The 21524-nt window shown below is 71.9% G+C and carries 20 protein-coding genes, 1 tRNA gene and 1 pseudogene; 7 read left to right on the forward strand and 15 right to left on the reverse strand.

Annotated features, from left to right (window positions below; genetic code table 11):
• Positions 1–61: 61 nt before the first annotated feature.
• The 7 genes from ACIF9R_RS12075 to ACIF9R_RS12105 form a co-directional block, all read right to left on the reverse strand.
• Positions 62–931 carry an RNA polymerase sigma factor SigF gene (locus ACIF9R_RS12075; RefSeq protein WP_399977847.1) on the reverse strand — a complete coding sequence of 290 codons (870 nt, stop codon included), beginning with the start codon at positions 929–931 and terminating at the stop codon, positions 62–64.
• A 195-nt stretch (positions 932–1126) separates the two neighbouring features.
• Positions 1127–1420: a Dabb family protein gene (locus ACIF9R_RS12080; RefSeq protein WP_399977849.1), complete on the reverse strand. Its 294-nt coding sequence runs from the start codon at positions 1418–1420 to the stop codon at positions 1127–1129.
• Entirely contained in the window at positions 1420–1596 is a 177-nt protein-coding gene (locus ACIF9R_RS12085; protein WP_399977851.1) for a hypothetical protein, read from the reverse strand. Before ACIF9R_RS12085 ends, ACIF9R_RS12080 begins: the two co-directional genes overlap by 1 nt.
• Positions 1597–1696: 100 nt before the next feature.
• Positions 1697–1781 (reverse strand) — tRNA-Ser (locus ACIF9R_RS12090).
• A 45-nt stretch (positions 1782–1826) separates the two neighbouring features.
• Positions 1827–2258 (reverse strand): tRNA adenosine(34) deaminase TadA, encoded by a 432-nt coding sequence (gene tadA, locus ACIF9R_RS12095; RefSeq protein ID WP_399977925.1) that lies wholly within the window; start codon positions 2256–2258, stop codon positions 1827–1829.
• Positions 2259–2323: 65 nt separating this feature from the next.
• The gene (locus tag ACIF9R_RS12100) at positions 2324–2869 is read right to left on the reverse strand and encodes a hypothetical protein (protein ID WP_399977854.1); all 546 of its coding nucleotides are present in this window, start codon (positions 2867–2869) and stop codon (positions 2324–2326) included.
• A gap of 306 nt (positions 2870–3175) precedes the next feature.
• Positions 3176–3403 carry a hypothetical protein gene (locus ACIF9R_RS12105; protein WP_399977857.1) on the reverse strand — a complete coding sequence of 76 codons (228 nt, stop codon included), beginning with the start codon at positions 3401–3403 and terminating at the stop codon, positions 3176–3178.
• Positions 3404–3540: 137 nt separating this feature from the next.
• Between ACIF9R_RS12105 and upp the strand changes: the two genes are divergently transcribed.
• Positions 3541–4176 carry a uracil phosphoribosyltransferase gene (gene upp, locus ACIF9R_RS12110; protein WP_399977859.1) on the forward strand — a complete coding sequence of 212 codons (636 nt, stop codon included), beginning with the start codon at positions 3541–3543 and terminating at the stop codon, positions 4174–4176.
• Positions 4177–4515: 339 nt separating this feature from the next.
• Here the strand turns inward: upp and ACIF9R_RS12115 are convergent, their stop codons facing one another.
• From ACIF9R_RS12115 to ACIF9R_RS12125, 3 genes are all read right to left on the reverse strand, one after another.
• Positions 4516–5127: a LytR C-terminal domain-containing protein gene (locus tag ACIF9R_RS12115; RefSeq protein WP_399977927.1), complete on the reverse strand. Its 612-nt coding sequence runs from the start codon at positions 5125–5127 to the stop codon at positions 4516–4518.
• A gap of 148 nt (positions 5128–5275) precedes the next feature.
• Complete coding sequence (locus tag ACIF9R_RS12120; protein ID WP_004943146.1) at positions 5276–5572, reverse strand: type II toxin-antitoxin system VapB family antitoxin; 297 nt, start codon at positions 5570–5572, stop codon at positions 5276–5278.
• Positions 5573–5822: 250 nt separating this feature from the next.
• On the reverse strand, positions 5823–6425 hold the full coding sequence (locus ACIF9R_RS12125) for an HhH-GPD-type base excision DNA repair protein (RefSeq protein WP_399977861.1): 603 nt from the start codon (positions 6423–6425) through the stop codon (positions 5823–5825).
• Between the two features lie 106 nt (positions 6426–6531).
• On the opposite strand from ACIF9R_RS12125, the gene ACIF9R_RS12130 reads away from it, so the two are divergent.
• The 5 genes from ACIF9R_RS12130 (at position 6532) to ACIF9R_RS12150 (ending at position 13172) form a co-directional block, all read left to right on the forward strand.
• Positions 6532–9078, forward strand: coding sequence for a penicillin acylase family protein (locus ACIF9R_RS12130; protein ID WP_399977863.1), 2547 nt, complete (start codon positions 6532–6534; stop codon positions 9076–9078).
• Positions 9071–9679 carry a GNAT family N-acetyltransferase gene (locus ACIF9R_RS12135; protein WP_399977865.1) on the forward strand — a complete coding sequence of 203 codons (609 nt, stop codon included), beginning with the start codon at positions 9071–9073 and terminating at the stop codon, positions 9677–9679. The genes ACIF9R_RS12130 and ACIF9R_RS12135 overlap by 8 nt, the downstream gene beginning before the upstream one ends.
• Entirely contained in the window at positions 9676–10155 is a 480-nt protein-coding gene (locus ACIF9R_RS12140; protein ID WP_399977868.1) for a cupin domain-containing protein, read from the forward strand. The genes ACIF9R_RS12135 and ACIF9R_RS12140 overlap by 4 nt, the downstream gene beginning before the upstream one ends.
• Positions 10156–10581: 426 nt before the next feature.
• Positions 10582–12465 carry a copper resistance protein CopC gene (locus ACIF9R_RS12145; RefSeq protein ID WP_399977930.1) on the forward strand — a complete coding sequence of 628 codons (1884 nt, stop codon included), beginning with the start codon at positions 10582–10584 and terminating at the stop codon, positions 12463–12465.
• Positions 12466–12587: 122 nt separating this feature from the next.
• Positions 12588–13172, forward strand: a complete 585-nt coding sequence (locus tag ACIF9R_RS12150; RefSeq protein WP_399977871.1) for a DM13 domain-containing protein — start codon at positions 12588–12590, stop codon at positions 13170–13172.
• Between the two features lie 28 nt (positions 13173–13200).
• Here ACIF9R_RS12150 and ACIF9R_RS12155 read toward each other — a convergent pair whose 3' ends face one another.
• The 3 genes from ACIF9R_RS12155 to ACIF9R_RS12165 form a co-directional block, all read right to left on the reverse strand.
• On the reverse strand, positions 13201–13866 hold the full coding sequence (locus ACIF9R_RS12155; protein ID WP_399977874.1) for a maleylpyruvate isomerase family mycothiol-dependent enzyme: 666 nt from the start codon (positions 13864–13866) through the stop codon (positions 13201–13203).
• Between the two features lie 249 nt (positions 13867–14115).
• On the reverse strand, positions 14116–16521 hold the full coding sequence (locus ACIF9R_RS12160) for a helicase C-terminal domain-containing protein (RefSeq protein ID WP_399977877.1): 2406 nt from the start codon (positions 16519–16521) through the stop codon (positions 14116–14118).
• Between the two features lie 263 nt (positions 16522–16784).
• A complete protein-coding gene (locus ACIF9R_RS12165) occupies positions 16785–18020 on the reverse strand; it encodes an alkaline phosphatase PhoX (RefSeq protein ID WP_399977879.1) in 1236 nt (411 codons plus the stop codon).
• Positions 18021–18239: 219 nt separating this feature from the next.
• Between ACIF9R_RS12165 and ACIF9R_RS12170 the strand changes: the two are divergent.
• A pseudogene (locus tag ACIF9R_RS12170) lies at positions 18240–18422 on the forward strand (site-specific integrase); the annotation flags it as partial.
• 257 nt (positions 18423–18679) lie between these two features.
• On the opposite strand, the gene ACIF9R_RS12175 reads toward ACIF9R_RS12170, so the two are convergent.
• The gene (locus ACIF9R_RS12175; protein WP_399977882.1) at positions 18680–19597 is read right to left on the reverse strand and encodes an exonuclease domain-containing protein; all 918 of its coding nucleotides are present in this window, start codon (positions 19595–19597) and stop codon (positions 18680–18682) included.
• Between the two features lie 424 nt (positions 19598–20021).
• Positions 20022–21443 (reverse strand): ATP-binding protein, encoded by a 1422-nt coding sequence (locus ACIF9R_RS12180; protein ID WP_399977885.1) that lies wholly within the window; start codon positions 21441–21443, stop codon positions 20022–20024.
• Positions 21444–21524 lie beyond the last annotated feature (81 nt).

The raw sequence follows: 21524 nt of genomic DNA on the forward strand, positions 1-21524 counted from the left end.
TGATGGCCTATCGGCCCAGAAGTGAGCAGAAAGGGCCTGATGGGCGATTCGCTCGTTCCAGTTACGCGTCGATCCTGTTTGCGGATCGCAGTCGCTGGAAGCTGCGCGCCAGCAGCCGGGACACGTGCATCTGCGAGACGCCGAGTTCCGCGCTGATCTGCGACTGGGTGAGATTGCTGTAGTAACGCAACAGCAGGATGCGCTGCTCCCGTTCGGGCAGTTGTACGAGCAGATGCCGGACCAGGTCGCGGTGCTCGACACCGTCCAGGGCGGGATCCTCGTAGCCGAGCCGGTCCAGCAGTCCGGGCATCCCGTCGCCCTCCTGCGCGGCCTCCAGCGAGGTGGCGTGGTAGGACCGTCCGGCCTCGATGCAGGACAGCACCTCCTCCTCCGAGATGCGCAGCCGCTCGGCGATCTCGGCGGTCGACGGGGTGCGCCCGAAGGCGGTCGTGAGGTCCTCCGTCGCGCTGTTGACCTGCACCCACAGCTCGTGCAGCCGGCGCGGTACGTGGACGGTGCGGACGTTGTCGCGGAAGTACCGCTTGATCTCGCCGACCACCGTCGGCATCGCGAACGTCGGGAACTGCACGCCGCGCTCCGGGTCGAAGCGGTCGATGGCGTTGATGAGCCCGATGGTGCCGACCTGGATCACGTCCTCCATCGGCTCGTTGCGGGAGCGGAAGCGGGCGGCCGCGTAGCGCACGAGCGGGATGTTGGCCTCGATGAGCGCCGCGCGTACGCGGGTGTGCTCCGGCGTACCCGGCTCGAGCTCCTTGAGCTGACCGAAGAGCAGCTGGGTCAGGGCCCGGGTGTCGGCACCGCGCCGCTTGGCGGGGGTCTGAACCGCGTCGGGGGACACCTCGTCCTGGGGCGGCGCAGTACTGGCCGGCACGGTCAACGCCACCTCGTCATCGCTCTCATCGTCCGTCAACTCATCCGTCAAAAGCGGTCATAGCATCACAAGACTGACTCACTGTGTGCAAGCACCGCATATTCCGTGTTGAGCTCGAACACGGCCGTACGACGCGCGAAGGCCCCTTGCCGTGACGGCAAGGGGCCTTCGGGGGACGGAGGGGGCGGAGGGGGAGCGGGAGGAAAGAGAAGGGGGGTGAAGGAGGACGAAGCGTCAGAACTCGTAGTCGGCGATCACCCACGTGGCGAACTCGCGCCACAGTCCGACGCCCGCCTGGTGCTCCGGGTGCTCCACGTACCGGCGCAGCGCGTCCACGTCCTCGAACGCCGAGTTGATGGCGAAGTCGTAGGCGATGGGGCGGTCGCTGATGTTCCAGGCGCACTCCCAGAAGCGGATCTCCGGGATCTTGCCCTCGAGCGACCGGAAGGCATCCTCACCCCGCACGACCCTCGGGTCGTCGCGCCGGACGCCCTCGTTCAGCCGGAAGAGCACGAGATGGCGGATCATTATTTTCCTCCGTCGGCAAGCCAGGTCATGAAGTCGCCGATGGCCTTCGCGGCGTCCGAGACGCCCCTGAACCCGACCAGGACGTAGTCGGCGGCCGTCTCCGGGTCCGTGATGATCAGATACAGCACGAAGACCACGAGTACATAGACGGCGGCCTTCTTCGCGTTCACCGCCATCGCGGCCCTCCCCTGTAGCAGACGTGCACCGGCGTCACACACGTCGAGCGGGCCCATGATCGCACGAAGGGCCCCGTCTGACGACGGGACCCTTCATCGGCGGTAGCGGAGGGATTTGAACCCTCGGTGACTTGCGCCACACTCGCTTTCGAGGCGAGCTCCTTCGGCCGCTCGGACACGCTACCGAGGGAGACCTTACAGCACGGTGCGACGTGGTTCGAAATCGGTATTCAGCGGTTCCGGAAGAACTCCGTGAGCAGCCGGGAGCACTCCTCGGCGAGCACGCCTTCGATTACTTCGGGCCGGTGGTTGAGCCGCCGGTCGCGGACGAGGTCCCACAGGGAGCCGACCGCGCCGGCCTTCTCGTCCCGGGCGCCGTAGACGATCCGGTCCACCCGGGACTGCTGGAGAGCGCCCGCGCACATCGTGCACGGCTCCAGGGTCACCACCAGGGTGCAGCCGGCCAGCCGCCACTCCCCGAGTTCCGCGGCGGCCCGCCGGACGGCGAGGATCTCCGCGTGGGCCGTGGGGTCGCCGCCGGCCTCGCGCTCGTTGTGGGCGGAGGCCAGCACGGTGGCGCCGTCCGGGGCCAGTACGACGGCGCCGACGGGCACGTCCCCGCCCCGGACGGCCAGTGCGGCCTCGTCCAGGGCGAGTCGCATGGCCGCCCGCCAGCGGTCGCGTACGGGGTCCGGCGGGCCGGACGCGATGGTGGTGGCCGGCACGGTCAGCGGACGGTCTCCAGGACCTCCGAGGCGCCCAGGGCGTCGGCGATCTCGTTGACGGCGTCCCCGGTCATCGCACGCAACTCCTTCTCGCTCACGCCCAGATCCTCCAGGACCTGCGCGTCACCGACCGGTCCGTGCGGCACGGCGTCGGCGGAGCCGGCGGACACGGCGCCGTCGTCGTCGGTGGCGTCCTCGTCCTCCGGTTCACCGTCCTCCGTGCCGTCGAGGTCGAGGGCGTCCAGGTCAGGTCCGTCGGCCCCGGGCTCACGCCCGAGCAGTTCGTCGGTGAGCAGGATCTCCCCGTAGCTGCTGCGGGCGGCCGCGGCGGCGTCGGAGACATAGATCCGGGGGTCCTCCTCGCCGTCCACGCGGACGACGCCGAACCAGCCCTCCTCCTGCTCGATGAGCACGATCACCGTGTCGTCGTCGGACGAGGCATCCCGGGCCAGGTCGGCGAGATCCGACAGGGTTTCCACATCGTCGAGCTCCGTGTCGCTCGCTTCCCACCCGTCTTCGGTGCGCGCGAGCAGTGCGGCGAAGTACACCGTGACTCTCCCACTGTCATAGGCGTGCCGGATGGGAATCCCCCCGGCGGAGGTGTGCGGGCGGGGGCCGGTGTGCCGAGCCCCACCCACTCGGAATCGTGGCAGAAACAAGGCCGTCAGGGGACGTCTTCGGCTCCCTGTTTCCGGCAGTTTTGATCGCGGTGTGCCGAGTGTGCCCCCGAAGGACTCACCGGCGCACCCGTCGCCGCTGTCGCCGCTGTTGCCGCCACGTGCGGATCGTACGCGGCCGGGCCCGCCGTGACCGCACGGCACTCGGGTCCGTCGTATGCCGGTGGAGTGGTGGTGCTACCAGCGGAAGGTGCGCATGCGCATCGCGTGCCGCAGCCGGGCGGCCTTGGCGCGGCGCGGCTGGACCCGCTCGCGCAGTGCGCGGGCCTCGGCGAGTTCCCGCAGGAACCGGGCGCGGCGCCTTCGTCGCTCGGCCTCCGACTCGGCCTCCGTGCCGGTCCTGATCCCGGTGGGGCCGGGCGCTTCGCGCGGCGACGGATCGCGTCGGTCTTCCTGCTCAGGCATGGGTTCATCACTCCCGTCCGTCCCTCCCACCTTCCCCCGGACGGGCGGTTTGACGCCAGCGAACGAGTGACGGGAGCCCGGGAGGCTTGCCGTGCGCGGGGACGCCGGGCCTCTGGAGCCCGGTTAGTGTTGACGCCATGCGTCTCCACGTCGTCGACCACCCGCTGGTCGCCCACAAGCTCACCACCCTGCGCGACCAGCGCACCGACTCCGCGACCTTCCGCCGCCTCGCCGACGAGCTGGTCACCCTGCTCGCCTACGAGGCCACGCGTGACGTGCGCACGGAGCAGGTCGACATCCGGACTCCGGTGGAGCGGACCACGGGCGTCAAGCTCTCCCACCCGCGCCCGCTGGTGGTGCCGATCCTGCGGGCCGGTCTCGGCATGCTGGACGGCATGGTCCGGCTGCTGCCGACCGCCGAGGTGGGCTTCCTCGGCATGATCCGCAACGAGGAGACGCTGCAGGCCTCGACGTACGCGACCCGGATGCCGGAGGACCTCTCCGGGCGCCAGGTCTACGTCCTGGACCCGATGCTCGCCACCGGCGGCACGCTGGTCGCGGCGATCCAGGAGCTGATCCGGCGCGGCGCGGACGACGTGACCGCCGTGGTGCTGCTGGCCGCGCCCGAGGGCGTCGAGGTCATGGAGCGCGAGCTGGCCGGCACCCCGGTGACGGTCGTGACGGCGTCGGTCGACGAGCGGCTCAACGAGCACGGCTACATCGTGCCGGGCCTCGGCGACGCGGGGGACCGGATGTACGGGGCGGCGGAGTAGGTTCCGCGCCGGGCGGGGCGGCGGAGCGGCCCCCGGGTCCCCACGCCCCGTTTCCCGCGTTCCCGGTTCTTGTCTTCCGCGGGCTTCCGCAGGTCAAGCCCGGCGAGATCACCCCGCTCACCGCCGTCCCCGGAGAGGGCACCGCCGACGGGTCGTACCGCTCCTCGACCAGCCGGGATTTCACCGTGCCCCGGGGCCGGCCCAGAGCCTGGGCGGTCTCCCGCTCGTCCAGGGCTCCCCCGGGGCTCCCCCGGGGGAGCCCCGGGTTCTGCGATCTTCCGCAGCCTCCGCGGCGGTTCCTTGGCCGACGGTTCCGCTTCGGTCAGCGGTTCCCGTCGGTCAGCACTTCTTCTTCGAGGCGGGCGTCGGCTCCGGGTTGGCCAGTGCGGTCAGAGCCCGGTCGGCGTCCGCCTTCGTCGTCAGCGCCCGGAATGTGTCGCCGATGATGAGGTCGAGCTCGGCGCCCTTGCGGGCGGGGTCGGTACGGCGTTCGGCGCCTGCGAGCTGGGCGCCGAGCACCGGCAACGAGGTGTCGAGGGCGGTGGCGGGCCCGAGCAGTACGCCGGTGCCCTTCACCTTCTTGTCGTACTCCTTGGTCGCGTTGGCGACCTCGCCGATCTTGAAGCCGCGCTTCTTCAACTCGTCGGCGGTCTTCTGCGCCAGACCGCCGCGGGTCGTGGCATTGAGGACGTTGACCGTGATCGTCCCGGGCGCCGGGAGTGCCCTCGGGGCGGCCGCGGGGGTCGCCTTGTCGGTGCAGGCCGCCTTGGTGCCGACCGCGGAGGCGGAGTCGCCGCCACCGGTGAACACGTCGATGAGCTGCAGCGTGCCCCAGCCGCCGACGCCGAGCACGGCCATGGATACGACGGTCAGCGCGACGAGCCTCCCGCGCCGTCGGGGCCGGCGCATGCGCGGGTACCGGTCACCCGTGATGCGGTACTGGCCGCCCATGCCAGGGGGAGTGAGCATGCTCATGAGCGCAGCGTAGTGCGCCCGGGCTGCAATGCCTACCGGATGATCATCCGACTGGGTGCAGTCCTTGTGCAGTCCGACCCGAAAGGGTCAAAACGGTCCCCGGGGAAGGGTTCCGGAGGGGCCGTCAGTCGAGTTCGAGCACGCGTGCGTGCAGCACCTGGCGCTGCTGGAGCGCAGCCCGCACGGCTCGGTGCAGCCCGTCCTCCAGATACAGGTCGCCCTGCCACTTCACGACATGCGCGAAGAGGTCGCCGTAGAACGTCGAGTCCTCGGCGAGGAGGGTCTCGAGGTCGAGCTGCTGCTTCGTCGTCACGAGCTGATCGAGGCGGACCGGGCGCGGCGCGACGTCCGCCCACTGCCGGGTGCTTTCCCGGCCGTGGTCGGGGTACGGCCGGCCGTTTCCGATGCGCTTGAAGATCACACGGAAAGCCTACCGGCCAAGGCGATCCGGGCGCAGCCATGGCGGCGCAGTACGACACCGGAAAAAGTGTGGTGAACCGGGAGGGAACGGTCGTCCGTCGCAGGCGCGTCCCCTGTTCGGTGATGCGTGCGCGGTGTTCAGGGCAGGGTCGGGTCACCCCGGCCGTGCGGCTGATTCCCCCGAAAGGGTCGGTTGCGTTCGCGTGGCGCGGCGGCCCGGGCGTTCCCGGCGTGCCGGGCCGCGTACCCGATCACGCGCCCGGTTTCCTGGCGGCCTTCGCCGCCTTCGCCGCCGCTTTCATCTCCTGCTTGTGCGCCCGCACCTTCGACAGCGACTCGGGGCCGGTGATGTCCGCGACGGAACGGAACGACTCCTCCTCGCCGTAGGCGCCGGCGGCCTCCCGCCAGCCGGTGGGCCCGACCCCCAGCTGCTTGCCGAGCAGGGCGAGGAAGATCTGGGCCTTCTGCTTGCCGAAACCGGGCAGGTCCTGCAGTCGCCTCAGCAGTTCCCTGCCGTCCTGGACACCCCGCCAGACGGCCTCGGCGTCACCGTCGTAGTGCTCGACGAGGTACTGGCACAGCTGCTGGATTCGGCCTGCCATCGAGCCCGGATAGCGGTGCACGGCCGGCTTGTCGGAGAGCAGCGCCGCGAACGCGTCGGGGTCGTACGCGGCGATCTCGTGCGCGTCCAGATCGTCCGCGCCGAGCCGCTGGGCGATCGTCGCCGGGCCCTTGAACGCCCATTCCATCGGGATCTGCTGGTCCAGCAGCATCCCGGTCAGCGCGGCGAGCGGGCTGCGGCCCAGCAGCCGGTCGGCATCGGGGTCCTGGGCGAGGTGCAGGGTGACGTCCATGCCCCGATGATCGCGCGTCGCGGCTCAGCTCGCGCGCCAGTACCCCAGCGCCCGCATCCACCCGGTTAACTTAGGGGAGGCTAACCTAAAGTAAAGTGAGGGCACAGTGACCGGCGAGATCTTTCGGGACCCCTGGGGCATCCCGCACCTGCGCGCGGACGGCGTGCACGAACTCGCGCGCGCCCAGGGCCGGGTCACCGCCCTCGACCGAGCCTGGCAGCTCGAGGTCGAACGCCACCGCGCCCAGGGCACCTCGGCCTCCTTCCTGGGCCCCGAGGCCCTCCCCTGGGACCGCTTCGTCCGCCGTGCCCGCCTGACCGACACGGCCCGCCGCTGCTTCGCCGAACTGGAGCGCCGGGACCCGGAGACGGCGGAATGGGTACGGGCGTACGTGGCCGGAGTCAACGAGGTCCTGGCGTCGGGCACGGCGGCGGGGGCACCGGCACCGGCCGCGGATCCCGGCTCACCGCACGACGGTTCCTTCGCCGTCGCGGGCCCCTCCGCGCAGGTGACCGGTGCCGGTCCGGTACCCGCCGGGAACGCGGGGGGACGGGGCCGGCCGAGGACTCCCGGCCGGGGGCCCGAAGCGCCCACTGCCAGGGCGGCCGACGGTACGGGTACGGGGGACGGTGGTGCGGCTGGTCGGGACGGTGGTGCGGCTGGTCGGGACGGTGGTGCGGCTGGTCGGGACGGTGGTGCGGCTGGTCGGGACGGCGGCTCGGTGGGGAGCGGGGAGGCCGCCGGGAGTCCCGCCGAAACCCCGGTCGGCCGGGCGGGCAGGTCTGCCGGGGGTGAGGCCGGTGGGGCGGGCAGGTCTGCCCGGAGCGAAACCGGCACGGCAGAGATCCCCGGTGAGGGACCGGCCCGCGGCCTCGCCCCCGAGTTCAACCGGGTCGGTCTCGTCCCCGGCCGTTGGGAGCCCTGGACACCGCTGGCGGTCTGGCTCTCCACGCACATCCTCTTCGCAGGCTTCCCCGCCAAGCTCTGGCGCGAGCACATCACCACGCACCTCGGTGCCGACGCCGCCGGCCTGTTCGCCGCCGACGGGCCCGGCACCTCCGGCAGCAACGGCTGGCTGGTCGCCGGGGAGCGCACGGTCACCGGGCACGCGGTCATCGCCGGGGACCCGCACCGGTTCATCGAGGACCCGGGCGTGTACCAGCAGATCCGCCTGTCCTGCCCGGAGTTCGACGTCGTCGGCCTCGCCGTGCCCGGCGTCCCCGGCATCGCCCACTTCGGTCACACCGGCACCGTCGCCTGGGCCATCACCAACGCCATGGCCGACTACCAGGACCTCTACCGCGAGCGGCTGCGCCGCACCGGCGCCGGTGCGGAGGCGCTCGGCCCGGACGGCACCTGGCGCCGGGCCGCCCGGCACACCGAGACCATCGAGGTGGCGGGCGGGGAGCCGGTCGAGGTCGAGATCATCGAGACCGAACGGGGCCCCGTCGTGATCGGCGGCCCCGAAGGCCTCGACGACGGCGTGCCCGCCCCCGCCGGGCCCCCGCCGGCCCTGGCCCTCCGCTACCCGCCCCGCGTCACCGGCGACCTCGGCTTCGGCGCGCTGCTGCCCCTGCTGCGGGCCCGCCGGGTCGCCGACATCGACCGGGCCGCCGACCTGTGGGCCGAACCGGTCAACGTGATCATGGCCGCCGACACCGACGGCGGCACCCTGCACCGCGTGGCCGGCTGCGTCCCGGTCCGCGCCGAGGAGAACCGCGTCCGGCCGGTCCCCGCGTGGGAACCGGGCCACGCCTGGCAGGGCTGGCACGAGCCCCCGCGCGACGGACTGACCGACGGTGTCGCCGTCATGGCGAACCAGCGCGGCCCGGCCGCCCCCCTCGGCGTCGAGTTCGCCCCGCCGCACCGCGCGGAGCGCATCGCCACCCTGCTGGGCCGGCGGTCCCGCTGGGCCGCCGCCGACATGTCCGCGATCCACACGGACACCCACCTCGCCTCCGCCGCCCCCCTCCTGGACCACCTCGCCGCGCTCGACACCGACACCCTCACCGAGCCCGCCGCCGCCCTGCGCGACCGTCTGCTGCACTGGAACCGGCACATGGACGCGCACAGCGCCGACGCGGCCGCCTTCGCCGCGCTGCGCACCGCGCTCGTACGCCGCCTCGCCGCCCACCCCGCCTTCGCGGCGGCGGCCACGCCACCCCCGTACCCCGAGGTCTTCCGGCCCTGGCTCGCGCTGCTCCCGCGCGTCGGGTACGCCCTCGAACACCTGCTCTCCGCCACGGACCTGTTCGGCATCGACCGCCCGGCCGCCGTCCGCGCGGCGCTCGAAGAGGTGGCCGCCGAACCACCCACCGGCGCCTGGGGCGACACCCACCGCCTCGCCCCCTGGCGGGCCCTGCCGCCGTCCGGGACGCCGTACGACGACGAACCGGGACTCTCCGGCGACCACGACTGCGTGCTGTGCACCTCCCCCGTGCCCGGTCTCACCGACCTCGCCGCGCGCGGTCCCGCCGCCCGCTACGTCTGGGACCTGGCCCGGCGCGAGGACAGCCGCTGGGTGGTGCCGCACGGCGCCTCGGGCGTGCCCGGCTCACCCCACCACCGCGACCAGCAGCCCCTGTGGCTCGCCGGCGACCTGGCCCCGGTCCTCACCGACTGGGCGCGACTGACGAAGGAGACCGATGTCTGACCCGTACGCCTCCCGCACGGCCGTCCACGAGCAGGAGGCCGACGGCTTCGGCACCGTACGCGTCCTGCCGCTGGACCCGGCCGCCGACGCGCCCCTGCTGCACCGCTGGGTGAGCGAGGAACGCGCCGCCTTCTGGGGCATGAACGGCCTGACCGAACAGCGGGTCGCCGAGATCTACGCCCACATGGACACCCTCGACACCCACCACGCGTACCTCGTCCTCAAGGACGGCACTCCGGCCGCGCTGCTCCAGACCTACGAGCCGGAGGCCGACCGCGTCGGCGCGTGCTACCCCGTCGAACCGGGCGACATCGGCATCCACCTGCTCCTCGCCCCCGCCGCGCCCGGCGGCACCCGGCCCGGCTGGACCGGCCGGCTGCTGACCGCCGTCTTCACGTACGTGCTGCTGGCGCTGGACCGCGACCGGGTGGTGGTCGACCCGGACGTCGCCAACGAGAAGGCGGTCGCCCGCTTCCTGAGGCACGGCTTCTCCGCCGGACCCGTGGTCGTCCTGCCGGAGATCGTCCTGCCGGACGTGTACCTCCCGGAGAAGCAGGCGCGGCTCGCGTTCCTCACGCGCGAGGTAGCGTTTCGCGGGTGACCCCCGACGAACTCGTCGCCCTCTACGGTCTGGAGCCGCTCCCGCAGGAGGGCGGCCGTTTCCGGCAGACCTGGGCCGGCCCCGCACGTCCCGACGGCCGGCCCGAGGGCACCGCCATCGTCGCCCTGCTCACCGACGCGTTCGGCGACTTCTCCGCCCTGCACCGGCTGCCCGCCGCCGAGACCTGGCACCACTACCTCGGCGACCCGCTCCAGCTTCTCCTCCTCGCCCCCGACGGCACCTCCCGCGCCCCCGTCCTGGGCCCGGACGTCCTCGGCGGCCAGCACGTCCAGCTCACCGTCCCCGCCGGCACCTGGATGGGCGCACGCGTGGCGGCCGGCGGCACCTGGACGTTCTTCGGCTGCACGATGGCGCCCGGCTTCACCTACGAGGGCTACGAACACGGCGAGGCGACGGACCTGACGGCGCGCTACCCCGACCGGGCGGCGCACATCAGGCAACTGTGCCGTCCCTGAGCGCGTGGAGGCTGTGCTTGCCTTCGGGCGGGACGTGCTGCGGACGACGTGCCGTCCCTGAGCGTGCGGAGGCTGTGCTCGCCTTCGGGCGGGACGTGCTGCGGACGACGTGCCGTCCCTGAGCGTGCGGAGGCTGTGCTCGCCTTCGGGCGGGACATGCTGCGGACAATGCGCCGTCCCTGAGCGCGCCGGGCCTGCCGCCCGGCCCGGCCGCCCCGGCCGCCGGTCCCCGGCCGCTCGGATGGGCCCGCCCGGCCGCCGGTGCACCGCTCCGATGAGCACATCGGGCCCGCCGTCCGTACGTAACCCGGAGCCGGATTGCCGGGAGGCGGGTACGACGTGGAGCGACGGCGCAGCGAGGTGGCGGGCGATGACGGACGAAGCGGAGCCCCGGGCCCCCGCGGAACCCGGCGACTTCAAGGGCTGGTGCTGCTGGGCACCGTGCTGGTCCTGCTCGTCCTCGGCAGCGCCGCCCCGGCAAGCGCCCACGCCGCCCTCCGGGACAGCGACCCCGGCGACGGAAGCGTCGTCAAGAGCGCCCCGCGGCACATCACCCTGACCTTCACGGAGTCCGTCGGCCTGCTCGACGACTCCTTCCGCGTCTACAGCCCCGACAACCACCGGGTCCACCTGGAGGAACCGCGGCACGCGGACGGCGCCTCCGACACCGCGCGCGCCGAACTGCCCGGCGGCCTCGCGGACGGCACGTACACGGTGGCCTGGCGGGTGGTCTCCGCCGACAGCCACCCGGTCTCCGGCGCCTTCACCTTCTCCATCGGCAAGCCCTCGCCCACCCCGCCCGCCGCACCCGCGGACCACGCCGAAGACCCGGTCACCAAGAGCCTGTACGACACCGGCCGCTACCTCGCCTACGTCGCCGCCGCCCTGATGATCGGCGCGGCGGCGTTCGCCGGGCTGTGCCGTCCGGCCGACACGGCCCCGCTGCGGCCGGCGCTGCTCACCGGCTGGTGGACGCTGCTGACGGCCACGCTCGCCCTGCTCGTCCTGCGCGCCCCGTACGAGAACGGCACGTCCCCCGCGACCGCCCTCGACCTCGAGGCGTTCACCGGCGCCCTCACCGGCCGCCCGGGGCTCGCCCTGCTGACCCGGCTGGCGCTGCTCCTGCTGACGGCGGCGGTCCTGGTACCGCTCGCCCGGCGCAGCGGCCCCCGGGCCCGCCTGGCCATCGGCGCCGCCGTCTCCGTCACCCTCGCCCTGACCTGGGCGGCGGCCGAACACGCCTCCGCCGGCATCCAGGTTCCGGCGGCGATGACGTCGTCCGTCCTCCACCTGTTGGCGATGGCCTGCTGGCTCGGCGGCCTCACGGCCCTGCTTCTCACCCTGTACCGCGCCAAGACCCCGCCCCCGCCGGCCACGGTCGCCCGCTTCTCCCGCCTGGCCTTCCTCTCCGTGACCGTCCTCGTCGTCACCGGCCTCTACCAGTCCTGGCGCGGCCTCGGCTCCTGGAGCGCCCTCACGGAGACGTCGTACGGCCGCACCCTGACGGCCAAACTCGCGGCGACCGTCTTCCTGCTGGCGGCGGCGGCCCTCTCCCGCCGCTGGACGACCCTCCTCGTGAGGCGGGCGGCGCAGGCACCGGCACCGGCAAAGACCCGGGTGCCGGAGCTGGTGGGCGCGGCGGGCGGGACACCGAGCCCGGGGACCGGCGGGCCGGACGTACCCCCCGCGGTGTCCGGAGACGGGCCGGAGGGACCTCCCGCGGCGTCCGAGGACGGGCACGGGCCGGAGGGACCTCCCGCGGTGTCCGGGGACGAGCCAGACCCGGCCGGCACACCCCCGCCGCCGACCTCCGGCCACTACCGCCGTGCCCTGCGCCGCTCCGTGCTGGCCGAGGTGCTCATCGCCGTCGTCGTCCTGCTGATCACCTCCGTACTGACCGGTACCCTCCCCGCCCGCGCGGAGGCCGAGGCGGCCGAGGCACCCCGCCCGCAGGTGGCCGGGCTGCCCGGGGCGGAGGCGTTCACCATCCCCTTCGACGTCGGCACACCCGACGGCCGTGGCACGGTACAGATCCAGATGGACCCGGGCCGGGTGGGCGAGAACGGCCTCCAAGCGGTGGTCTTCGGCCCCCGCGGCGCCCTGACCTTCGTCCCCGAGATCGGCATCACCTTCACCCTCGACGCCAAGGACGTCGGCCCCATCGACGCGAGGATGACCGACCGCGGCGGCTACTGGGCCACCAGCGACCTCACCCTCCCCCTCGAAGGCACCTGGACGATGAAGCTGACCGTCCGCGTCTCCGAACTGGACCAGGTGACCGAGACCCGGCAGGTGGAGATCACCCGTTGAGGACGTGACAGGCCTCGACGCCGCGCGGACGTAAGGGTTTCGTCATCCGCCACGCCGCCCCGGACGGGCGATCCGCCCGTTGAATGGACCCGGTACTGCTGATTCCCGGAAAGGCGAACGACATGGGACGGGTGCGGAGCGCACTGTTCAGGCCCTGGACGGCCGGAGTGCTGATGGTGGCGGTCGTCGGAGTCGCCTTCGGGCTGTACTGGTTCCAGCCGTGGAAGCTGTGGCAGGACGAGACGGTCCAGGAGGCGCTGCCCCAGGTCACGGCAGTCGCCCCGGCACCGTCCGCCGGGTCCCCCTCCGGGGCGACGGCCACCCCGCCCCCGGCCACCCCGCCCCCGGCCGGCCCGACGACGCTGGCGAGCGGCGAGCTGATCAGCCACGAGCACGCCACGTCCGGCACGGTGAGGTTCGTGCGGCTGGCCGACGGCAGTCACGTGGTGCGCCTGGAAGGGCTCGACACCAGCAACGGCCCCGATCTGCACGTGTGGCTGACCGACGCGCCGGTCAAGGAGGGCCGCGCGGGCTGGCACGTCTTCGACGACGGCGAGTACGTGAGCCTCGGCAAGCTCAAGGGCAACAAGGGCAGCCAGAACTACACCGTGCCCGAGGACATCGACCCCTCCCGCTACACCAGCGTCAGCATCTGGTGCGACCGCTTCGACGTCTCCTTCGGCGCGGCGGAACTCGCCCGCGCCTGACGGCCGGGCCGGCCGTCACGCCACCGGGTCACACCGTCCCGCAGCGGCTGCGCAGAAGCTCCACACCGTCGCCCTCCAGGTCGTCGCAGTACGCCGCGCGCCCCGTCATCGCCATCACCAGGGCCACCGTGCGGCCGGACACGAGGGAACCCGAACCGGTCCTGAACGGCCCGTCGTCCGCCACGAGTTCCAGGCCGTCGATGCGTCCCTTGGCGACGACCACGAGGTCCGAGCCCCGGTAGTACTCGGCCGTCGCCGTGACCACGTCGATCGGAGGGTCGCGGCGGATGCCCAGCGGGCGCCGGATGTCCTCACCGTGCACGATCGTCTCGCCCAGCATGGCGAGGGCGGGCAGGGGAGGCTTGGTCCTGCTCAAGGCGATGCGCCGGAAGCGTCCGAGGGTCTCGCCCGGGGTCGCGCCGAGCTGCTCGGCCAGCCGCACGGCCACCTGCCGGTCGAAGTCGAACCGGCAGCGGATCACCCCCGCCAGCCAGCGCACGGCATCGAGGCTCGCGCCCGCGGTCAGGTGCGCCAGCACCTCACGCACCGTCAGACCGGCGCAGAGCGAGGGGGTCTCCCACTGCTCGTCCGTCAGTCCCGCGAGATCGGCCGCCAGCGCCGCCCGTTCGGCGTGGATCAAGGGCCATATCGCGGTAGCGCAAGGGCGGCCTGAGGTCAGTGCCGGATCAGTCATGCGAACGGGACTCCTGTCGAGGGCCGTGGTCTGCGGTGCCCCGGCCCGAACAGGGGACGTCCGGCGAGGGCGGTCCTGAAGGAGACTTCCGCTGCGGAACGAAGTCATCGCCGGCGGGCGGTCTTTCACCGCACGGCTGTGATCTGTCTCCGACCGCGGGCGGCGAGAACGGCCTCGCGGACGAGGGCGGCGGGGCTCGGTGCGAACGGGCACCAGCGAAGGGGCCCCTTCGAACCGGCCGCCCCCTCTTCACCCGGCCGGGACGCTCATCACGCCGTGGATGCGGGAGAGGGTGAAGACGCGCTCGTCGTCGCGCAGGTGGCACCAGGCGTCGAGGTAGGGCGGGTCGAGGACGATGTCGCTGACGGTGCGTACCGTCCGGTTCCCCGAGGTGGCGACGTACTCGATGGTGAGGGGTTCACCGGTGTCGATGGCATGGGCGAGCTGACGGACGTCGGCGTACGTCAGGTGTTTCGCGTACCCCGCGAGGATCTCCTCGGTGTCCGTGGAGAAGGGCGGTCCTCCGGCGAGCGGCGCGGGGTCGGGCAGCGTGGGCGGGGCCTTCAGCAGCCGGGCCGCCAGGACGCTCGTGTCGGCCGGGGCGGGTGTCCTCGCCACGTCGGAGCGGCGCGGAGCCGGCACGGGAGCGGCGGCGGCCCGCTGATGCGGCACCTGCTCGATCCGTACCGTGCCGTCGGCGGTCTCGGCGACGGGGGCATATCCCTCGGCCCGGAGCGCGGCGAGGGTCGTGTCCAGCGGGCCCCGGCTGATCAGCACCGTCGGCGCCAACTGCCGCAGTCCGAGCTTCGCGAGCCTTCGGTGGGCGGCGAGTTCGGCGAGAAGGGCGGGGTCGTCGCCGTGGATGACGCAGGCGGCGGGTGAGACGCGCACGCGCCCGTGGCCGCGCGCGGTGTCGGTGATCAGGTACGTCAGCGGCTGCGGCAGCGGCCCTGCGGCGACAGCGGCCAGGTCGGCCGTGATGTCCTCGGGGAGACGGCCGGAGTCCAGTGCCCGGCGGATGCTGCCGGTGCCGAACCGCCACACGGATGCCGTGCCGCTGGTCTCCCGGTCGGCGACGGAGTCCAGGAGCCGGGCCAGCCGTGCGGACGGTGTGCCGGTGACGACGGCGGTGAGGTCGGCGCCGATCCGTGCCGTCGAGGTGGCCGAGGGAAGCAGCCGGCGGCACTCCCGGTCCAGCAGCTCCGTGTCGCCGTCGTACAGAGGGATGCCGAGGGCGGACAGGGCGCCGCGAGCGAGTACGCCCAGGATCTCGGCCTCACGGATCACGGTGGCGAACGGTGCTCCGTCCGGGTCCGCCGGGTGGGCGAGCGGGCGGTGCCAGGCGATCTGGGGCCCCAGATCCGCGGGGACCACCGCGCCCTGCCCGGCCGGGAGCCGTGCGGCCGCGGCCAGCAGCCCGTGGCGGGCCTGCGCGCAGCCGTCGCAGGGCGGTGCTCCCGCGACAGCGGGAAGTGCCTTGTTGTCCTCGTCGCGGGCCCGGGTGGGGGTGAGCGGCAGGTTCCGCCACGCCTGGAGCAGTACCGCGAACTGCTCCGGGGGTTCCTGTTCCGCCCAGGCGTCGTACTCCTCCGTGGGCGCCACGCGGTCGCCGTCCCGGGCCAGGAGCCCGGCGGCGTACGCGGTCTCGAGAGTGAGGCGTACGACGGCGTCGTCGGCCTGTGCGGCCTTGCCGACGCGGGCCAGTTCCCGCGCACCGATCCCGCCGGACTTCAGCCGGGCCGGCGGGGTCGCCGAGCAGGCCGACAGGACCGAGACGGCCTGGGACGCGAACGCCGTGGCCGCGGCCGACGCCTCGCTGTCCACCTCCCTCGCGGTGACCGGCGTCAGCCGCGCGGCGGGCGGGACGGGCTCGAACGGGGCATGCCAGCCGGGTCCGCGCAGTGCGCGGGCCACCTCGGCAGGCATGCGGGCCGGGCCGTAGCGGTGACGGTCCTGGACCAGGAGCCCTCGGTCCAGCGCCCATCGCTCGCCCGGTTCGAGGCCGGAGCCGGACGGGGCGAACACGATGAACCGAGGCTGCCCCGGCATGCCCTCCGCCCGGCGTTCGAGCAGTTCCCGGGCCGCCGCAGGGGCTTTCGCGACCATTGGGACGACCCGTTCCGGGTCGCTGTGGTGCTCCACCAGCGCGGCCAGCCGCTGCGGTTTGGTGCCCGGTGGCTTGACGCCCAGGGCCGCCAGCATGCGGCGCAGCTCCTCGGACGTCACGCCCGCGAGCAGCTGTTCCAGCGGGGCGTCCAGCCCCAGGGGCGCGTCCCATGCCCGGCGCAGCGATCCGGCCATGCGGAGCTCCCCCGCGCGGTCCGGCCAGACCAGAGCGTGATCGGCCAGCACGTCCAGTACGGCGTCCAGTGCGCGCGCGGTCTCCTCGTCCGCCGCGCCCAGCAGTTCCGCCAGGGCGTCACGGGAGGCGGGCACCCCCAGGGCCGCCAGCGCCTCGGCGACCTGGAGTTGCGGCAGCGCGAGCCGACGCAGCGCCAACGCCACCGATCCCGGGCGCTGCAGACGGTCCGCCAGCTCGCCCACCGAGCGCGGCTCCGGAGGGGACGCGGCGTCCTTCCGCGCTTCGAGCACGCGCGCCAGACGAGAACCGTCGAGGCCGCGCAGCCAGGTCGTCAGCGGTGAAGGGGATGTCATGCGGGTGTACCTCGTCGGCCCTGGATGTCGTAGCGGGGCCGGAGTCCCGGCCCCGGGACCAAGAATGGCGCAGGCGCGGGGCCGGCGGGTGCCGTATGAGGGCAGCTTCCCCCCGGCGAGTGGCCCACCGGGGCGTGCCGGGCCCGCCGCTCCGGCACCCGCCGGGTCACTCCTGGCCGTAGAGCGCGGCCGGGCTCACCCTTTCATCAAGCCGCAAGAGGCCCCGCCGCATGGGCGGGGCCTCGGTGGGCCGGCTCGTCAGCTCAACGCCGAGTGATCGTCCACGTGCCGTCCGCGTACGGTTTGGCGGGGTGCTGGACGTTGAAGAAGAGGGTCTTCGGGTCCTTGCCGAAGTAGATGCCGCTGATCTCCGCACCGGGGTCCTTCAGCGAGGCGAACAGTTCGACCTTGGCGGCCGCTGCGCCCTTGCGGTGTTTCGCGCCGGCGACCCAGATGTCGCTGGCGTAGTTGTCCTCGACGATCCACAGGCGGCCGTCGGGGCCCTGGGCGAGGTTGTCCGGGTTGTTGAAGCCGGTGACGCCGGCACTCCGGTCCTCGACGGCGACGTTCACGCCGGCCTGGACGAAGGTGGAGAGGACGTCCTTGCGCAGGTCGATCGCGACGACGCGGTCCTCGCTGGTGTTGGCCACGTACAGCGTGTTGCCGATGACCTCGACGTCCTCCGGGCGGCCGAACTCGGTGGCGTTCACCGCGTTGGCGGCGGCATCGGCGTCGATGACGACCTGGTCCATGTCGAGTGGGACCCATGTGAAGGCCCCGGTCTTGGCGCTGAAGGTCGCCGAGTCCCACTTCTGCTCGGCAGCGGAGAGACCGTTGAGCTTGAGCGCGTAGAGCCGGCCGTCGGACAGGTCTCCGCGGGTGGTCGGCACGAACTTGTAGATCGAGCCGCCGTTGAGCTCGTCGATGACGAAGACGGTGCCGTCGGCGCGCGCCTCGATGCCCTCGTGACGCAGGATGCCGACCTCGCGGCGCTCCTCGACCCGGGTGATCTTCGTGCGGTCCTCCGGGTCGAGGAACGCCTCGAAGAGACGGCCGCCGGTGGTCTCCTCGGCGAAGAGCAGGGTGCCCCAGGGGGTCCAGCGAATGCCGTCGAGCCGACTCCAGTCGGCACGCTGGGCGATGACCTTCGCCTTGCCGGTCCTGAGGTCGACGACGCTCAGGGCGCCGTTGGAGCCGACCTCGTGGGTGCGGTACAGGTACCGGCCGGCCTGCGGGCCGGTCTCGTTGACGGTGTTCATGTCAGCGAGGTCGTCCGTGGTGCCGCCGTAGATGTCGAGAACGGTCTCGTCGGCGACGAGCTTCTGGGTGAAGTCCTTGGGAGCAACGAGTGGCTCGATCCAGTCGGTGGACATCTGGTTGTAGGCCGAGCTCTCGATCGGCTCGAAGGCCATCGGCCCGGAACCGGCGAAGGCCGGACCGGCGGCCGTCAGGCCGAGACCGAGTGCGAGAGCAGCGGTGACGAGTCGGGTACGGCGCATGTGAGCGTCTTTCTGTGGGTGGGCCGGGGGTATGGCGGCCTGCCCGACGCTATGGACGCTTCATGAACATCAGGCCCCTTTGTCGATGGCCAATCGGCATATCGGATGGTAAACATTGCGCCACGTATGGCAGCGCCCCCGTGGAGCCGGACCAGCAGACTCTGCCGGCCTTCCGCCCCGTCTCCTCCTCGCCGTGCGGGATCACTCCCCTGGCTGCCCGGCGGACCGCTGAGTCCCGACACCGACTTCCACGTCTGGAAGCGGCTCCTGTGGGACGCCGGCGTGCGGGACGGCCGTCTCCATGACGCTCGCTGCACCGCCACGACCGTTCTGCTGGGCCTCGACGGGTGGGAGCCTGAGGAAGCGGCCCGGGATCTAAGATTTCGAGACCGACCTCTACACGGACCTACCAGTGCTGGCACACCGTTCGCCGGCCCGGCCAGGAGGTGCGAGGCCCAGGTGCGGGGCACGGACCGCGAAGCCGTCGCTGCCGCGCTCGCCGAGGCTTGTGCACAGGCTGTGGATCGGGCGAAGAATTCCGGCGCCACGGCGACACCGAAGCCTGAGAGTGACGACACAGCCAGCATCGATCAGGTGCCTGACAGGCTGAGGGGCGCTGGCCAGGGAAGCTGGCGTCTCTCAGCGTGACGGCGTGTGCATCAGCCGTGCAGGCGTCGCAGGAACTCGTCCTCGTCAAGGACCTCGATGTCCTGGCTGGCTTCCAGCAGTGCCTGCGCCTTCTTGGCCTTGCCGCTCAGCGTGTCGCCGGGCTTGAGCCGGGTCTGGGAGGCGGAAACGAGGATGTCGGTCTTCTTGGTGACGTTCCCCGTCGGCTGTGCGCCGACCTCAGCGAGCTTGTGGAATGCCTCGTCCCTGGTCATGGACGTCAGCTTCCCGGTCAGACAGACCGTCGCTCCGTACAGCGCGCCGTCCGGATCGGCGTCGGGGTTGGCCCCGGGCAGAGGCTTGCGTGCTCCGTGTCCCCGGTAGTGACTGCCCGACCACTCACCTGCCGACGTCATCCAGCCCCAGTGGATCTGGTGACCTCTGAGAAGGCCGTCGAGCGAGGTGCTCCCGGCAGACTGCATGGCCGAGAGCATGACCTGGGCGGCCGCAGTGGCATCCGCGCCAGCGTCATGGTGGTCGGCAAAGGCGATCCCGGCGGCGTCCGCACAGTAAGGGAGGCTGTAGGAGAGCAGCTTCCAGGTCCGGCGGGCCACGACCTGTGAGCAGGTGTAGCGCAGTTCGGGCCATGGCATGCCCTCGGCCTCGGAGGCGGCACGTACGACGCTCATGTCGAAGCCTGCGTTGTGGGCCACCAGCGGAAGTCCGTCAGCGAACACGATGATGTCAGCGAGGACTGCTCTCCAGCCCGGGGCGCTCGCCACGTCGGCGGGCGTGATGCCGTGAACAGAGACGTTGAACGGGCTGAAGCGGCTCAGCCCGGTGGGTGGCTGGATCAACGTGCCCCAAGTGTCGGCTACGCGGCCGTCGACGACCTTGGTCATACCGACAGCGCAGGGGCTCCCCCTGTGCTCGTTCGCGGTCTCGAAGTCGATGGCCACCCAAGAAGACATGACGTCAGGCTCACTGACAGTTGATCTTAGGTCAAGGGCACAGCCACTACCGATGGTCGTCGCCTCCACGGGGAGACGGCCATCGGAAGGAGATCGGCAGTAGACGTGGCTGAGCTCTTCCTCCGCGGCCAGGTTGTCGAGCCCGTTCACGGGACTGCAACCAGAACTGCAGCCATGCATGTCGAAGGGCCCCACCGCGAACGGTGGGGCCCTTCGACATCGTGCCCGGTGAGGCACTGGCGGAGGATACGAGATTCGAACTCGTGAGGGGTTGCCCCCAACACGCTTTCCAAATGTTCGTCTGGGGGTTCGGGATTGATCAGCGGCGTCCTGACCTGCGACGGAATGCGGCTGAGGGCAGGCGGTGGACGGTGCTGAACGGCAGTGAATGCAACCAGAACTGCAACTAGAGATCAGTTCCTGCTCACACTCTGCGCCAAGCGCTGAGCAGTTCCTCGGGGCCGTATACCGCCTGAAGGCCGGAACAACCGATCCCGCTGCGGGAGACCGCCACGAGCGGTACCGGCTCGTCGGTGATCGCTGCCCGGTGCTTCTGCAGCGCGGCCAGGTCGTGGCTGTCGAACGGAGAGTTCTCCAGCCACTTGACCGAGCCGAGAAAGACCAACTGCTTGGCCACCGGCTGTCGGTCGGCGCCCACCAAGTCGATTTCGACGTCGTTGCTGCGGGTCCAGTACCCGCCGATCGCCGGGGCAGTCGGCAGGAGCCCGTCCGGCAGGAGGCGGGCGAGGGATTCCCGGACCAGGGGCTCGATCGCGCGGCCGCGCCAGCTCGTCCACTGCTCCTTGATCCGGCTCAATGTGAGATCTCCCCGCATCCGCTCGATCTCCGCCATGTGCGGATCCAGAAACGCGAGCCAGAACCGCAGGTAGGGGTCGGCCACGCGATAGCGGCGTTCCTTCGACGGCCGCAGTGAGAGTGGCAGCTCGGCGGCTACGACCCGTTTCCCGGTCAGGACGTCAGTGGCTCGGGTGAGAGTGGTGTGGGCGATGCCGCCGGCCGCGCGCGCGATGTTGGTGAAGGTTCGCTCCCCGGATCCGATGGCACGCAGGACCTCCCTGCTCATCGCCTGCGGTGGGAACTCCGCGGCCAGAGAGCGCTCGGCGGAGACCAGCAGTGCCGAGATCGGGTTGTCCAGCGAGTCGCGGAGAAACCCCCAGACATCCGCTCCCGTCCGCCACTCGGCGCAGATCAGGGGGAGACCCCCCGTGATCAGGGCGGCGTCGAACGCGGCCGCCGGAGACAGGCCGAGCATCTCGCCGATGTCGGCCGGGTTCAGGGGCCCCACGACCATTTCCCGGCCCCGCTGGTGAAAGGGGCGGTCGTAGCTGTTCAGCGCCTCCATCATCGACAGATCGGACCCGACCAGGAGGAGAAGCGCTGGCTTGCGGCTGAGCAGGCGGTCCCATGCCCGCTGGAGCATGCCCTCGAAGGCGTCGATGCGGTCCATGAGATAGGGAACTTCGTCGATGACGATCACGCTCGGCCTGTCGTCGGGAAGGATCTCCGCAAGCAGCCTGAACGCCGCGTTCCACTGTTCTGGAGCCTCCTCCGTGAACAGTTCCCGTCCCGGGAGGGTGGATCTGGCGGCGGCGTCGAGCAGTTCCGTCAGCTCGTTCTCCGCGGTGCCGCCCGCCGCGGTGAAGAAGAGGTACGGCACCTCGGTGCGCCGAAGGAACTCTTCGACGAGGCTGGACTTGCCGACTCGCCGTCTTCCCCGCATGAGGACGCACTGCCCCGGTTTCGTCGTCCCGACGGCATCGTGGACCACCTGCAAGGCGTTGCCGAGCACGTTCAGCTCGCGGTCCCGCCCGATGAAGCGATGCATGGCAAGCCTCCCGATGGTAATAGTCTCGGCAGGGATACTATCCCCATCGATACCATTTATCCTCCTTATTGGTGCAGTTCG

Source organism: Streptomyces sp. NPDC086080, assembly GCF_044540255.1.
Taxonomy (GTDB): Bacteria; Actinomycetota; Actinomycetes; order Streptomycetales; family Streptomycetaceae; genus Streptomyces.

What these genes read in the sequence shown, in the direction of transcription:
- ACIF9R_RS12155 (WP_399977874.1), bottom strand. Translation starts at nt 13,866, where the DNA reads ATGACTGATCCGGCACTGACCTCAGGCCGCCCTTGCGCTACCGCGATA.
- ACIF9R_RS12085 (WP_399977851.1), bottom strand. Translation starts at nt 1,596, where the DNA reads ATGGCGGTGAACGCGAAGAAGGCCGCCGTCTATGTACTCGTGGTCTTC.
- ACIF9R_RS12125 (WP_399977861.1), bottom strand. Translation starts at nt 6,425, where the DNA reads ATGGACGTCACCCTGCACCTCGCCCAGGACCCCGATGCCGACCGGCTG.
- ACIF9R_RS12080 (WP_399977849.1), bottom strand. Translation starts at nt 1,420, where the DNA reads ATGATCCGCCATCTCGTGCTCTTCCGGCTGAACGAGGGCGTCCGGCGC.
- ACIF9R_RS12115 (WP_399977927.1), bottom strand. Translation starts at nt 5,127, where the DNA reads ATGGGCGGCCAGTACCGCATCACGGGTGACCGGTACCCGCGCATGCGC.
- tadA (WP_399977925.1), bottom strand. Translation starts at nt 2,258, where the DNA reads ATGCGACTCGCCCTGGACGAGGCCGCACTGGCCGTCCGGGGCGGGGAC.
- ACIF9R_RS12135 (WP_399977865.1), top strand. Translation starts at nt 9,071, where the DNA reads ATGTCTGACCCGTACGCCTCCCGCACGGCCGTCCACGAGCAGGAGGCC.
- upp (WP_399977859.1), top strand. Translation starts at nt 3,541, where the DNA reads ATGCGTCTCCACGTCGTCGACCACCCGCTGGTCGCCCACAAGCTCACC.
- ACIF9R_RS12175 (WP_399977882.1), bottom strand. Translation starts at nt 19,597, where the DNA reads ATGTCTTCTTGGGTGGCCATCGACTTCGAGACCGCGAACGAGCACAGG.
- ACIF9R_RS12160 (WP_399977877.1), bottom strand. Translation starts at nt 16,521, where the DNA reads ATGACATCCCCTTCACCGCTGACGACCTGGCTGCGCGGCCTCGACGGT.
- ACIF9R_RS12105 (WP_399977857.1), bottom strand. Translation starts at nt 3,403, where the DNA reads ATGCCTGAGCAGGAAGACCGACGCGATCCGTCGCCGCGCGAAGCGCCC.
- ACIF9R_RS12165 (WP_399977879.1), bottom strand. Translation starts at nt 18,020, where the DNA reads ATGCGCCGTACCCGACTCGTCACCGCTGCTCTCGCACTCGGTCTCGGC.
- ACIF9R_RS12180 (WP_399977885.1), bottom strand. Translation starts at nt 21,443, where the DNA reads ATGCATCGCTTCATCGGGCGGGACCGCGAGCTGAACGTGCTCGGCAAC.
- ACIF9R_RS12150 (WP_399977871.1), top strand. Translation starts at nt 12,588, where the DNA reads ATGGGACGGGTGCGGAGCGCACTGTTCAGGCCCTGGACGGCCGGAGTG.